General features: G+C 56.1%; 12 protein-coding genes. 10 read left to right on the top strand and 2 right to left on the bottom strand.

From position 1 onward, the window contains the following. Positions 1-17: 17 nt before the first annotated feature. Complete coding sequence (locus tag CP97_RS07420; RefSeq protein ID WP_048885415.1) at positions 18-704, bottom strand: outer membrane protein; 687 nt, start codon at positions 702-704, stop codon at positions 18-20. Between the two features lie 375 nt (positions 705-1,079). On the opposite strand from CP97_RS07420, the gene rlmN reads away from it, so the two are divergent. The 6 genes from rlmN to CP97_RS07390 all read left to right on the top strand — a co-directional run bounded on the left by rlmN (position 1,080) and on the right by CP97_RS07390 (position 7,534). Further along, a complete protein-coding gene (gene rlmN, locus CP97_RS07415) occupies positions 1,080-2,321 on the top strand; it encodes a dual-specificity RNA methyltransferase RlmN (protein WP_048886823.1) in 1,242 nt (413 codons plus the stop codon). 233 nt (positions 2,322-2,554) lie between these two features. Then, the gene (locus CP97_RS07410; protein ID WP_048885414.1) at positions 2,555-3,016 is read left to right on the top strand and encodes a glycine zipper 2TM domain-containing protein; all 462 of its coding nucleotides are present in this window, start codon (positions 2,555-2,557) and stop codon (positions 3,014-3,016) included. 144 nt (positions 3,017-3,160) lie between these two features. After that, positions 3,161-5,227, top strand: coding sequence for an NAD(+) synthase (locus CP97_RS07405; protein WP_048885413.1), 2,067 nt, complete (start codon positions 3,161-3,163; stop codon positions 5,225-5,227). An 86-nt stretch (positions 5,228-5,313) separates the two neighbouring features. Beyond that, positions 5,314-6,075, top strand: a complete 762-nt coding sequence (locus CP97_RS07400) for an SDR family oxidoreductase (RefSeq protein ID WP_048885412.1) — start codon at positions 5,314-5,316, stop codon at positions 6,073-6,075. 44 nt (positions 6,076-6,119) lie between these two features. Continuing rightward, positions 6,120-6,770, top strand: coding sequence for a cytochrome b/b6 domain-containing protein (locus CP97_RS07395; RefSeq protein ID WP_082863887.1), 651 nt, complete (start codon positions 6,120-6,122; stop codon positions 6,768-6,770). Beyond that, positions 6,767-7,534: a molybdopterin-dependent oxidoreductase gene (locus CP97_RS07390; protein WP_048885410.1), complete on the top strand. Its 768-nt coding sequence runs from the start codon at positions 6,767-6,769 to the stop codon at positions 7,532-7,534. The genes CP97_RS07395 and CP97_RS07390 overlap by 4 nt, the downstream gene beginning before the upstream one ends. 13 nt (positions 7,535-7,547) lie before the next feature. On the opposite strand, the gene CP97_RS07385 is transcribed toward CP97_RS07390, so the two are convergent. Next, positions 7,548-7,988, bottom strand: coding sequence for a DUF1801 domain-containing protein (locus tag CP97_RS07385; RefSeq protein WP_048885409.1), 441 nt, complete (start codon positions 7,986-7,988; stop codon positions 7,548-7,550). A gap of 88 nt (positions 7,989-8,076) precedes the next feature. On the opposite strand from CP97_RS07385, the gene CP97_RS07380 reads away from it, so the two are divergent. The 4 genes from CP97_RS07380 (at position 8,077) to CP97_RS07365 (ending at position 12,718) form a co-directional block, all read left to right on the top strand. Beyond that, positions 8,077-9,390, top strand: a complete 1,314-nt coding sequence (locus CP97_RS07380; protein WP_048885408.1) for an SAM-dependent methyltransferase — start codon at positions 8,077-8,079, stop codon at positions 9,388-9,390. A 90-nt stretch (positions 9,391-9,480) separates the two neighbouring features. After that, complete coding sequence (locus CP97_RS07375; RefSeq protein ID WP_048885407.1) at positions 9,481-10,851, top strand: MATE family efflux transporter; 1,371 nt, start codon at positions 9,481-9,483, stop codon at positions 10,849-10,851. Next, positions 10,848-11,405: a hypothetical protein gene (locus CP97_RS07370; protein WP_048885406.1), complete on the top strand. Its 558-nt coding sequence runs from the start codon at positions 10,848-10,850 to the stop codon at positions 11,403-11,405. Before CP97_RS07375 ends, CP97_RS07370 begins: the two co-directional genes overlap by 4 nt. A 74-nt stretch (positions 11,406-11,479) precedes the next feature. After that, entirely contained in the window at positions 11,480-12,718 is a 1,239-nt protein-coding gene (locus CP97_RS07365; RefSeq protein ID WP_048885405.1) for an argininosuccinate synthase, read from the top strand. The last annotated feature ends 653 nt before the right edge of the window (positions 12,719-13,371 follow it).

Here is a 13,371-nt window from a genome sequence, read left to right as displayed (position 1 = left end):
TTCTTGATGGCGATCTATTAGAAGCGGTAGCCGAAGCCAACCGCAACCTGATGACGGTCAAGATCGGCGTCGAAACGGCCGCTTTCGCCAGTGTCATCATCGAAGAAATCGTTATCTTCGAAATCGAATTCGCCTTCGGAATAGTTCGAATAGCGGTATTCAAGCTTCACAAAGCTGTTTTCTGACAGTGCATATTCTGCACCTGCGCCGACGCGGAAACCGTCAAGATCGAGATCGGTTTCGATCTCAGTCGAGCCGTCATCGGCCAAAAGGTCGAAACGAGCGTTGGTGTAACCGCCCTTGACGTAAATCAGTGTGCGCGGGTTAGCGAGCACACCGGCGCGGGCACCGAGATAGAGGTCACGGCCGGTTTTCAGCCGGGCACCGAAGCCGAGGTCTTCCAAATCACCGTCATCAATCTCAGACTTGGCTGTCGAATCAGTCAGTTCAGCTTCCACACCAAGGACAATATTATTGACCGCGAAGTCATAACCGATACCGACACCATACATGAAACCATCGATGGACTGATCGTCCTCGTCATTGAGATCATTGTCGACATCGCTGCCGGCCTTGCTGATGTCATAGCCTGCGATACCTTCGATACGCGGACCGGTAAAAGCCGAATTGTCCTGCGCAGACGCCGGAACCGCAATAGCGGTGGCCGAGGCCGAGGCGAGGATGAACGCGATAGACTTTTTCATAAATACTCCATTTTGAATGCACACGCGATGAGTGCGCTGCATCGATATAAGTCGCGAGAAACACTTGCGTTTCATGAATATAAAACAACAAGAATAATGTTGCGTATCTGCAACACATTATTTCGTCGACCCGATGGCCCTGTGCGATGAGGTGTGGAAACGAATTGGACCTTCAAGCATTACGCGCGGCGCCCGCATGGTTTTTATCGTATGGGCCCCGCCATTCATCGTGGTTCCGACAAATCTGGGCGGTTCATCCTGAAAATCATTCATGCGGGCCTTGCAGTCAGCGTGAACCGCCGGGGCGATGCCTGGCCTGGCACGTTGGACGGCGACTTTTCATTTCGCTCTGCCGCGCCTATATGCGAGGTTCCCATGACCGATACGACACTTATGACCATTCCCGGACAAGTTGATCCGGTTCCCGTCGCGCGTGATATCACACCGCGTGATGATGGACGCGTGGACCTCATCGGATTGCCAAAGGCACGCATTGCCGAATTGTTTGCGGACGCAGGTCTCGACACGAAGCAGGCCAAGTTACGGGCCAAGCAGGTGTTTCACTGGCTTTATCACCGCGGCGTGATCGAGTTTGAAGCGATGACTGACATCGCCAAGACCATGCGCCCGTGGCTTACGCAACGTTTCGTCATCGGCCGCCCCGAAATTGTTGAGGCACAACATTCCACTGACGGAACGCGCAAATGGTTGCTGCGTACTGCCGACGGTCACGATTTCGAGATGGTGTTTATTCCTGATGCCGATCGCGGGACGCTCTGTGTCTCCAGCCAAATTGGCTGCACGCTCAATTGCACCTTCTGCCATACCGGCACCATGCGACTGGTGCGCAATCTCACGCCGGGTGAAATCGTCGGACAGGTGATGCTTGCGCGCGACGCATTGGGCGAATGGCCCAAGGGCCGCATGGATATTTCCGAAGTGGAAGACGAGGCGGAATATACCGCTGATGGCCGCTTGCTCACCAATATCGTGATGATGGGCATGGGTGAACCCTTGTACAATTTCGACAATGTTCGTGATGCCTTAAAGCTGGTGATGGATGGCGGCGGACTGGCCCTTTCGAAGCGCCGCATCACCCTTTCCACCAGCGGCGTTGTGCCTGCCATGGCGCGCTGCGGCGAAGAAATTGGCGTCAATCTTGCCGTTTCACTTCACGCTGTGACAAAGAATGTCCGTGACGAAATCGTTCCAATCAATCGCAAGTTCGGGATAGATGAGCTCTTGCAGGCCTGCGCCGATTATCCGGGCGCGTCCAATGCTCGGCGCATTACCTTCGAATATGTGATGCTCAAGGATAAGAATGACAGTGACGCGGACGCCCACGAACTGGTTCGTCTACTGCGCCATTACAAACTTCCCGCCAAGGTCAATCTGATACCTTTCAATCCTTGGCCGGGCTCGAACTATGAATGTTCGACGCCTGAACGCATCAAGCGTTTTTCCGACATCGTTTTTGAAGGCGGCATCTCTGCTCCTGTCCGCACCCCGCGTGGCCGTGATATTGATGCTGCCTGCGGTCAGCTGAAAACGGCTGCCGAAAAGAAGACTCGTGCCCTACTGGATCGCGAAGTGGCAGAAGCAGCCAGCGCGAGCTGATTTTGGCTATGGAAATGAAGGAAGGGGGAAACTCCCATCCTTCATTTCCGATATCTTCGCATGTGTCAGGACGTGATTTCGACAGCATTTTCCCACGCCTTATCGTCGAAACCATTCGCTTTATCTCTTAACGGGAATTCCAACGTTCTGTTCATCTGAGGTTTGACTTAACTGAACGATAAGCATCTCGTCCGGCTAAGAGAGCGATGCCGAATCGATGAAAGGAAGTCATCATGAATAAGACACTACTTGCAATCGCCGCTGCCACCACGTTGGCCTTGCCCGCTGCGCCTGCAATGGCGGACGGTGGGCCCCCATCCTGGGCACCTGCCAATGGCTATTACGAAAATGACCGTGGTGATCGTTATGATCGCCATGATCGTTATGATCGCCGCCAAGACCGTCGGAGTCGCAACCATCGTCGAGCGCGCCATCGTGAATATGACGATCATGGCCGCTATTATGAACCGCGCCAGGTTCGCCGTGGCGATCGTGTGTGGCGTGGCCGAGACGGCCGTTACCACTGCGAACGTGGCAATGGCACGACGGGTCTGATCATCGGTGCCGCTGGTGGTGCATTGATCGGTCGTGAAGTCGATTCACGTGGTGATCGCACAGTCGGCACCGTTCTTGGCGCCGCGCTTGGTGGTCTGCTGGGACGCGAAGTTGACCGTGGCAATGCCCGCTGCCGATAACCTAGACATCTGACTGCCTGTAGACGCCGCCGTTCCTTGCAAGAGGAGCGGCGGCGTCTGGCTTTTAGGGAGGGATAAATCATTTCGGCTTTCAAAGGCCGCAGGATTTTTCCCATCGCTCGTAATTGTGCGCTATGGGCGCTGATGATGAACACGCACGATCACCCTTTCTTCGACATGCACACCCACGGCTTTGTGCGGGTGGCTACCAGTACGCCCAAATGCCGCACAGCCGATGTCAGCTACAACACCCAAGGCATCATTGAGCAGGCCGAAATGGCGCATCAGCAACATGTTGATCTGCTGCTATATCCTGAAATGTGCCTCTCCTCCTACGCGCTGGACGATCTTCACATACAGGCGGCATTGCTCGATGCAGTGGAAGACGGGATCGAGGTGATCCGCGCGAAGAGCGAGGCGCTGACACCCGTGCTAGTTATCGGCGCACCACTGCGCCGCAACGGTCGCATCTATAATTGCGCCATAGTCATCGCCCGTGGCGAGATTTTGGGCGCAGTTCCCAAGAGCTTTCTCCCCAATTATCGGGAATTTTACGAAAAACGCTGGTTCGCCCGTGGCAATAATTGCCAAAATCTATGGTTACCTGTGAATGGTGAGGAAGTGCCTTTCGGCACCGATCTCATCTTTTCCGATAGCAAGTTCCCCGGCTTCACATTCGGCATCGAGATCTGCGAAGATTTCTGGAGCCCCAATCCGCCCGGCACTCTCGCCGCACTGGCAGGTGCGACAATACTGCTCAATCTTTCCGCCAGCAATATAACCATCGGAAAGTCCGATGAACGGCATCTGCTTTCACGCGCCAGTTCCAGCAGGCTTGTGTGTGCCTATGCCTATTCTGCCAGCGGCTTTGGTGAGAGCACCACGGATCTTTCGTGGGATGGCCAAGGTATGATCTATGAACTTGGCGACCTGATGATCGAAAGCGTGCGGTTCGAGCTGGAGCCTGAATTGTGCGTCACCGATATAGACACGCGCCGCATCCTTAATGATCGCATGCGCATGGGTACGTTTAATGATGCTGCCGAGGACGCCGGACGTCCCGAAGACAGTTTTCGAACCATCAGCTTCGACCATGCCCGGAAACAGGGCGATATCGGCTTGCAGCGGCCGATCCGGCGCTTCCCTTTCGTGCCGAACCGGCTCGAAAAACTGGATCATGACGCTTACGAAGCGTTCAATATTCAGGTCGATGCGCTGATGAGGCGGATGCAGGCCACGGGCACCAAGGCGCTGGTCATAGGAATATCAGGCGGACTGGATTCCACCCACGCTCTGATCGTCGCGGCCAAGGCTTGCGACAAGCTGGGCCTCCCACGCACTACCATCCACGCCTATACAATGCCTGGCTTTGCGACCTCCGATGAAACCAGATCCAGTGCATGGAAGCTCATGGAAGCTTTTGGCGTCACCGCTGATGAAATCGACATCAAGCCAGCTGCACGGCAGATGCTTTCGGACATGGATCATCCTTTTGCCGATGGTGAACCGGTCCATGATGTCACCTTCGAAAATGTGCAGGCAGGCTTGCGCACGGATTACCTTTTCCGCTTGGCCAACCATCACAAGGGGTTTGTCATCGGCACAGGCGACTTGAGTGAAATGGCACTGGGCTGGTGCACATATGGCGTGGGCGACCAGATGAGCCATTACGCGGTGAATGCCGGTGTGCCAAAGACGCTGATCCAGTATCTGATCCGATGGACGATGCGGACAGAACAATTCGATCCGGCCGTCGATAAAGCGCTTGATGCAGTGCTTGGCACAGAGATTAGTCCCGAACTTGTCCCGGCAGGCAAGGATGGCTCAATCCAGAGCACCGAGAGCATCATTGGCCCTTATGAACTCAATGATTTCTTTCTCCACCACGTCTTGAGGTGGGGACAACAGCCAAGCCATGTCGCATTTTTGTGCTGGCATGCATGGAAGGATGCGCAGGGGGGCATGTGGCCGCATGATTTCCCCGAAGCCGCAAAGAATGCCTATGACCTGCCCACCATTCGCAAATGGCTGGAAAAATTCGTGTTGCGGTTCTTCGAATTCAGCCAATTCAAGCGCAGTGCGATGCCCAATGGACCAAAGGTAAGCGCGGGCGGCGCCCTGTCTCCGCGCGGTGACTGGCGCGCGCCGAGCGATGCGGTCGCCACGGTCTGGCTGGAAGAACTTCGCGCCAAGGTCCCCGATAGCGAATAGCGCTGCGGCAGGCTTGCGGAGACGCCGCATCCGCCTATCGTTGAGATCATGAGCTTTCATTTTCGCCCGACAAGCCGGATATCGCCGTGACCCTTCCAAGCGTTCTCGTCACAGGCGGTGCAAAACGGCTTGGCCGAGGGATATGTGAGCGGTTTGCAGAGGCAGGCTGGCATGTGATTGTGCATTACAATCGGTCTAGTGACTCTGCAGAAGCTCTCGCCGCGGCGCTGCCGAGCGCACAGGCTGTGCAATGCGATTTGTCCGATCCGCTTGCCGGCGAGGACATGGTACGAAATCTAGCCGATAAGCTTGGCGACTGGCGATGCCTCGTCAATTGCGCATCAATGTTCAAGGCTGACGAAGTAACCCGTCTTGATCCAATGACGAATGCACGATCCATGACGATCAATGCCGCATCGCCAGCCCTGATGGCCCAAACCTATCTCGCCAGTGCGAAGAGCAACGCCGGGCGCTGCGTGATACAGGTGACCGATCAGAAACTGGCTAATCTCAACCCCGACTTTTTCAGCTATACTATGAGCAAATCAGCCGCGGATATTGCGGCACGCATGCTGGCTATGGCCGTGAAGGGAAATGATCGCGTTCACACGCTGTCTCCCGGTGCGATCCTGCCCAGCCATGATCAATCCGCGCAGGAAGCTGATCGCTCACACACGTTGAACCTGCTGCAACGTCGCACCGGCGTTGCCGAAGTTGCTGATGCAGCGCTGTTTCTTGCCGAGGGGCCGCTGGCATCAGGGCAGAATATACACGTCGATTCAGGACAGCACCTGCTCGACCAGACGCGTGATGTGATCTTTATCGAAAGAAAGGGAAGCGAGGCGTGATCGCTTCACGTAAATCCGCGCCGCGCGGAAGAAGGCGCCACGCCTTGTCCACCCGCATCTGGCACTGGATCAACGCTGCCAGCGTCATCATCCTGTTCATGAGCGGGCTGAATATTTCCAACGCCCATCGCCGACTCTATTGGGGCGATTGGGGGTTTTCTCCGGACCAGGCATGGCTGGTCGTGCCGCGTTTTCCCGGCTGGGCCACAATCCCGAATTATTACAGCTTATCTGGCGCGCGTGACTGGCATATCATCTTCTCGCTCGTGCTGGGGTTCGGATTGCTGACATTTTTGATTGCCGCACTGATCAATGGCCATATGTTTCGCAATCTTTTTGCCAGGGCGCGTGAATGGCGGCTGTCCAGCATCACCGAGGACATCAGACAACATCTTCGGCTGAATTTTGAACATGGCGATGGCAAATACAATATCCTGCAAAAGATTGCCTATGCGTCTGTATTGTTCGTCATGCTGCCATCGATGATCTTCACCGGGATGGTGATGAGCCCGGGCATGGAAGCGGCGTGGCCCTGGATGACAGATCTTTTCGGCGGGCGGCAGAGCGCACGGTCGATACATTTTATCATGGCCTGGGGATTGTTCGGTTTTTTCATCGTCCATATTGCGCTGGTCGTGCTGGCAGGGCCGGTCCGTCAGATCCGTGATATGATAACCGGTGGGAAGACCCCATGAAACGGCGCAATTTTCTTGTGGCAGCAGGGGCGAGTCTTCTCGCCGGATGTTCGAAAATTGGCGAGACCCAATGGTTCGACACACTGGCCGACACCGCAGAAAGCTGGCACCGCGGCCTTCATCGTGCTTTAGGCGGCGGTCGGATAACGATGGCACCCGAATATAGCCGTGCCGATATTTCCCCCTTTTTTCGCGGCAATGGCAATCGAACCGTGGATACTCCGGCCTATCGCGCTGCCGAGGCCGAGAACTTTGCCAACTGGCGGCTTTCAGTAAGCGGATTGGTGGATAATCCGCTGGATCTGTCTCTCAGCGACATCCGTGCCCTGCCCCAGCGTACGCAGATTACGCGGCACGATTGCGTCGAAGGCTGGAGCGCAATTGGCGAATGGACCGGACCGCAGCTTTCGTCGATTCTCGATCTGGCAGGATTGCAGAGCGAGGCGAATTTCATTGTCTTTCGTTGCGCAGATTACTTCATGCGCGGCCAATCGGAAGACAGCACTCGCGTCGACTATTACGAAAGCTGCGATCTCGATGATGCGGCGCATCCGCAAACAATCATCGCGCATCAACTGAATGGTGAACCCCTGCCTGTCCTCAATGGGGCCCCTCTCAGGCTGCGTCTCGAACGGCAGTTAGGATATAAACACGCCAAATATCTGACCGGTGTTGAAGCCGTCGCCTCTTTGGATGATATCAATGGCGGGCACGGCGGTTATTGGGAGGATGTTGCTGGTTATCAATGGTATGCGGGCATCTGATCCGCCTGAAAGGTCATTCAGGCGGGTAAAGCGCGTTCATCGCAGCCCAGTTGACCGATATCAGCAGCTCCAGCGCCTCCAGGTCAACATCGGCCAGCTTGTTGATGTAAAGGCAGCTTTTCTCTTGCGAATACTTGCCGAGGCGTGACAGAATTTCCTCGTTCTTCTTGGACGTGACATCGTCGCAATATTCACCCATCAGATAGAGCGAAAGTCTGGTCTTGCGTGGGCTGAACCCGGCCCGCAAGAAATCACCTTCGCGTCCACTATCATATTTGTAGTGATAGCTGCCGTAGCCAATCATACTCGGCCCCCACATGACGGGCGGCTCACCTGTTACCCGGCAGAACATCGCATTGAGGACCCTTGCATCTTCACGCTTGCCGCTATGGTCACCAGCGTCGATGAACGCCTCAACGGTCTGTGTGGTGGGCTTGGTCTTGTTCTCACTCATGAGGGCAAGTTTACCCCTTGATTGACTTCACGGCAAACGGTCCGCAAACCGCGTGGCAGAATCATGAAAATTTAGGGGATTGAGCCTTATGTGGTTGCTCGACAAATTTCTGAAAGCCGGGATCAAGCGCGGCAAGTTCATCGTCACCGACCACGATGGCAAGGTTTATGAATACGGCCCCGGCGCGGACGATGCGGTGCATGGGATGGACAAGGGCCCGATGAAAATCCGGCTGACCAATGCCAAGGCAGCCAACCATATCGCGCGCTATCCGCAATATGGTGCGGGCGAGGCTTTCATGTGGGGCTGGATTGTCGTGGAAGAACCGCACGATATCCGCGACATGCTGCTTTATGTTACGGAAAATACCAAGGTACATGGCGATGTGCCGTTGAAGCCCAAGGGGCCGATCCGCAAGGCGATGCAAAAGGCCATTGCCAAGGCGGATAGCGTCAATCTTAAGGGCAAGGCCCGCAAGAATGCCGAACACACCTATAACCTCACCCGTCGCCTATATGAGCTGTTTCTCGATGAAGACAGGCAATATACTATGGGCTATCACCGCAATCTGACCGACAGCCTGGAAAAGGCGCAGCTCGACAAGAAGGCGCATATTGCCGCCAAGCTTAACATTACCCCCGAGAACGGCCCCAATATGCGGATCCTGGATATCGGCTGTGGCTGGGGCGGCCTCGCATTATATCTGCACCGCACCTATGGCTGCGAAGTGTTGGGCGTTGCGCTGGCACCGGACCAGATCGCCTATTGCAAGGAACGTGCAAAGGAAGCTGGCGTCTCGGACAAAGTGAAGTTCGCGCTGATGGATTATCGCGACGTAACCGGTAAATTCGATCGGATCACGTCAGTTGGCCTGCTCGAACATGTGGGCACTCCGCACTATCCTGAATTCTTCGCGCATACCAACCGCCTGCTCAAACCCGATGGGGTGATGTTCAGCCATTGTTGCGGACGCGCTGGCGGGCCGGGCTTCACCGATAAATGGACGCGCAAATATATCTTCCCCGGAGGATACATTCCTGCGCTTTCTGAACTGGTCACCCAAAGTGAAAAGTTTGGTTGGCAAGTGATGGACGTGGAAGCCATGCGCTTTCATTACAGCCATACGCTGGAGGAATGGTATAACCGCACTGTCATGCACAAGGACGAGATCGTCGAATTGTATGACGAGGTTTTCTATCGCATGTGGCTGTTTTACCTTGCTGGCGCAGAGCAGAGCTTTCGCAACGGCAATATGGTCAACTGGCAGCTAGTCTATGTTAAGAATCGTGCAGCCATCCCGATGACCCGCGATTTTATGTATGAGGAATCGGAACGCCTACGCGGGCTGGAAGAACCGCCCGAATGGCACCTCGATCCAGAGCTTAAGGAAGCAGCGGAGTAACGCGTTTCCGCGAAGATGATTGCACGGCGCGGCGGCCACCATGTCGCCGCGCTTGCTTCTTGAGTTAGCGCCAGCGAATAGCGGCACACGATGAACGCTGCTCATCCCCTTACCCGCGCCAGCATCTTTACGCAGGCCTGGCCGATCATGCTCGGGCAGGCTTCGGTGCCGCTCGTCGGAATTGTCGATACCGCCGTGATCGGGCGCACCGGCGATGCCACTGCCCTGGCAGGCGTTGCCCTTGGCGCAACGATAATCAATCTGGTTTTCTGGACCTTTGGCTTCCTGCGCATGGGGATGACCGGATTGACGGCGCAGGCCAATGGCTCTGGCGACCCGCGCGAAGTGGATGCACTGCTGCTGCGTGCGCTTGGCATCGGCTTTGCGTTGGGTGTCGCGGTGCTCGCGCTGAGCGCACCTATCGGACAGCTTGCGTTTGCCATCATGGCCGGATCTGACGCAGTTACGAGCGAGGCTGCGGGTTACATGCAGGGGCGTTTCTATGGTGCGCCCGCTGCACTGGCAGTCTATGCGATGAATGGCTGGTTGCTCGGCCTTGGCCGCACGCGAGAAGCGCTGGCACTCCAGATCGCCATGAATCTTGCCAATGTCGCGCTCGATATCTGGTTCGTCTGGGGCTTGGACATGGGCACCTTTGGCGTGGGGCTTGGCACGGCATGTGCAGAATGGCTGGCGCTGGCACTGGGGCTTGTAATCATGAGCCGGGTCGCTGGGGCAAACCTCATCGCTCTCACCCGTCGGACGCCGCGCGCACTCTTGTTCGATCGCACGCGCCTTTTGCGCTTGTTCGCTGTCAATCGCGACATCATGATCCGCACGATCGCGCTTCTGCTGCTGTTCGCATGGTTCGCCAATGCGGGCGCGCGTATCGGGGCAGCGGCGCTGGCGGCCAATCATGTGCTGCTGCAATTCGTCAATGTCGCCGCCTTTATCCTCGACGCATTTGCATTCACCGCAGAGGAGCGTGTGGGACGGGCATATGGCGCGCGTGACCGGCAACAGTTCATGCGCTCTATCCGGCTGACAAGTGAATTTGCCCTCGCCAGCGGCGTGGTATTCGCGCTCGCCTTCCTGCTCGCAGGTGACGCAGTAATCGACATCCTCACCACTGATGCGCAAGTGCGCGCCGAAGCCCGCCGGTTCCTGCCCTTTGCTGCACTGGTGCCGCTGGTGGGTATGCCAAGTTGGATGCTCGACGGTATCTTCATCGGCACTACCCGCGGCCGCGCTTTGCGCAATGCGGGCATTGCAGCAACGATCCTGTATGTTGCCCTCGATTACTCGCTGAGGCCGCTCGATAATTGGGGCGTGTGGATCGCGATCACCGCAAGCTACCTGTTGCGCGCTGGCGGGCTGGCATTGTATTTCCCAGGCTTGCTGCGTGAAATCAAGGTCCCAACTTTACCCGGATCGATAAAAAGGCCCGAAACCAGACCATGAACTTTTCAGCCCTGCGTTTCAGCCCCGTCCGACTGTGGACCGGAATTTTGCTCATGCTTGCCGTCATGGGCATTGCGATGCCCGCTTCGGCTCAAGTCGATGCACATTTCCATTCATTCAACGGTTCGGTTCTATGGGGCCGTTATCCGCACACATTCGTGGTTTTCGAAGGCAGGATGGAAGACGGAACGGTGGTGAATGAAAATTTCGGCTTCTCCGCCCGCAACACATCGGCTGCGATCACTTCAGGCCCTGCTGAACACATGATCCTGACCGAGACAGAGCGCACTATAGGTCGCACCAACCGCCACTTCTCCATCACGCTGACCGATGCCGAATACCGCCGCATGAAGGTAGAAGTGATCGCTTGGCGCGATTATCCAGGGCCGTATTATGACCTTGATGACAACAATTGTATCCACTTTGTCGCGCGTCTTGCTGAGCTTGCTGGATTGGATGTTGATGTGCCCGAACAATATCTGCGCCGCCCCAAGGCGTGGCTCAACTATATCGCCCGCCGAAACCCCCAATTGGGCGTGGAGGAGATTTCCTGATCGATCCGTTGATTGCGGTGACGCATTTCCGCTGCTAACCGCCGCGACGAAAAATTCGCCAACAGGAAACGTCCATGTCAGAATCCAAGCGCCCTGAAATCAAACGGGTCGTGCTCGCCTATTCGGGCGGCCTCGATACCAGCGTCATCGCCAAATGGCTGATGAAGGAGCGCGGGCTGGAAGTGGTTACGTTCACGGCAGATCTCGGCCAAGGCGAAGAAATTGAGCCTGCTCGTGCCAAGGCGCAGGCGATGGGCATTCCGGACAAGCACATCTTCATCGAAGATGTGCGCGAGGAATTCGTCCGTGATTTCGTTTTTCCTATGATGCGCGCCAACGCCCGATACGAGGGCGACTATCTGCTCGGCACGTCAATCGCGCGACCGCTAATTTCCAAGCGCCTCGTTGAAATTGCGCATGAAACTGGCGCCGATGCTATTGCCCATGGTGCCACCGGCAAGGGTAACGATCAGGTCCGCTTCGAACTGTCTGCCTATGCGCTCGATCCCGATATCACGGTCATCGCCCCATGGCGCGAATGGGACCTAACCAGCCGGACCGCTCTTATCGATTGGGCTGAAAAGCACCAGATACAGGTGCCCAAGGACAAGCGCGGCGACAGTCCTTTCTCCACCGACGCCAACCTTTTGCACACCTCTTCGGAAGGCAAGGTGCTAGAAGATCCGTGGGAGGAAACGCCGGATTACGTATATTCGCGCACTGATCACCCAGAAAATGCGCCTGACACCCCGGAATATATCACGCTGGATTTCGAACGGGGGGACGGTATGGCGCTTAATGGGGACGCCATGAGCCCGGCCAGCCTTCTCACCGCGCTCAACGAGCTGGGTAGGAAACACGGCATCGGTCGTCTCGATCTTGTTGAGAACCGTTTTGTAGGCATGAAAAGCCGCGGCATGTATGAAACGCCCGGCGGTGAAATCTATGCCGTTGCCCATCGAGGGATGGAACAGATCACGCTGGATCGCGGCGCGGCACATCTCAAAGATGAATTGATGCCGAAATATGCAGAGCTAATCTACAATGGATTCTGGTTCAGCCCTGAGCGCGAGATGCTGCAGGCCGCCATTGATCTCAGCCAGGAGAAGGTCAGCGGCACCGTCCGGCTGAAGCTCTACAAGGGGCTGGCCAGCATAGTCGGTCGCAAATCACAGCATTCGCTTTATTCCGAAGCTCACGTGACGTTTGAAGATGATGCGGGCGCCTATGATCAGGCCGATGCCGCTGGTTTCATCAAACTGAATGCCCTGCGCCTGCGTTTGCTTGCACAACGGGATCGCCGTCAGGGTTAGCCACTATTCCGATGCCGATTTGCGATTTTGAAATATTATGTCGCATTGAGGTCCAGCCGTTGACTTATCCACCCTTGTCCACCGCGATTTTTGACAGAAGTGGAAAACTCGAGGCTGGCAACCTTGTGCGACTCGCGCCGTTTGCGCATTCTCAAATCATCGAAAACGGAAAGTCACCGTCACGAAGGATCGCCTGCCGATCTTGATACAGAGGCGACATGGAAGTGTTCGACGCGATGATTGCATTGTCGCGGAAGAGGAACGGGCGGAACGAAGGCTCTTTCGGGAGTTGGACACCAATCGAACTGTTGAAACCGCACGAAGCGATCATTGGTAAAGGCCGGAAGAGAAATCCGGCACTGATGGAAATGGAGATATTTCGGTATCGAAAGGACCGCTTGAGGTGCCAGAGGACAAGATTGGTCTCGGACAGGTGGAAAGACAGGCTGAGATCGTTCGCGATATCGCCAATCGGAAAATCTGATCCGGCACCGGCGCGAGCGCCGGGCGACATATCCGGACGTTACCGGGCTGCAAGGTCGGGACGCGAAAGGAGACACGCCAGGCGCCAAGCATCCCCTCGGGGATCCACACGCCGGTGAGAGTGGGGTCGGCAGCAATGCCGGCCCCATTTCTCTTTCGCGGTACCGATT

Source organism: Aurantiacibacter atlanticus (assembly GCF_001077815.2).
In the GTDB taxonomy this organism is placed as follows: domain Bacteria; phylum Pseudomonadota; class Alphaproteobacteria; order Sphingomonadales; family Sphingomonadaceae; genus Alteraurantiacibacter; species Alteraurantiacibacter atlanticus.
The sequence above is the reverse complement of the archived record's forward strand: the minus strand, read 5'-3'. Positions and strand labels throughout refer to the sequence as shown.

What these genes read in the sequence shown, in the direction of transcription:
- CP97_RS07420 (WP_048885415.1), bottom strand. Translation starts at nt 704, where the DNA reads ATGAAAAAGTCTATCGCGTTCATCCTCGCCTCGGCCTCGGCCACCGCT.
- CP97_RS07390 (WP_048885410.1), top strand. Translation starts at nt 6,767, where the DNA reads ATGAAACGGCGCAATTTTCTTGTGGCAGCAGGGGCGAGTCTTCTCGCC.
- CP97_RS07375 (WP_048885407.1), top strand. Translation starts at nt 9,481, where the DNA reads ATGAACGCTGCTCATCCCCTTACCCGCGCCAGCATCTTTACGCAGGCC.
- rlmN (WP_048886823.1), top strand. Translation starts at nt 1,080, where the DNA reads ATGACCGATACGACACTTATGACCATTCCCGGACAAGTTGATCCGGTT.
- CP97_RS07405 (WP_048885413.1), top strand. Translation starts at nt 3,161, where the DNA reads ATGATGAACACGCACGATCACCCTTTCTTCGACATGCACACCCACGGC.
- CP97_RS07370 (WP_048885406.1), top strand. Translation starts at nt 10,848, where the DNA reads ATGAACTTTTCAGCCCTGCGTTTCAGCCCCGTCCGACTGTGGACCGGA.
- CP97_RS07385 (WP_048885409.1), bottom strand. Translation starts at nt 7,988, where the DNA reads ATGAGTGAGAACAAGACCAAGCCCACCACACAGACCGTTGAGGCGTTC.
- CP97_RS07380 (WP_048885408.1), top strand. Translation starts at nt 8,077, where the DNA reads ATGTGGTTGCTCGACAAATTTCTGAAAGCCGGGATCAAGCGCGGCAAG.
- CP97_RS07410 (WP_048885414.1), top strand. Translation starts at nt 2,555, where the DNA reads ATGAATAAGACACTACTTGCAATCGCCGCTGCCACCACGTTGGCCTTG.
- CP97_RS07365 (WP_048885405.1), top strand. Translation starts at nt 11,480, where the DNA reads ATGTCAGAATCCAAGCGCCCTGAAATCAAACGGGTCGTGCTCGCCTAT.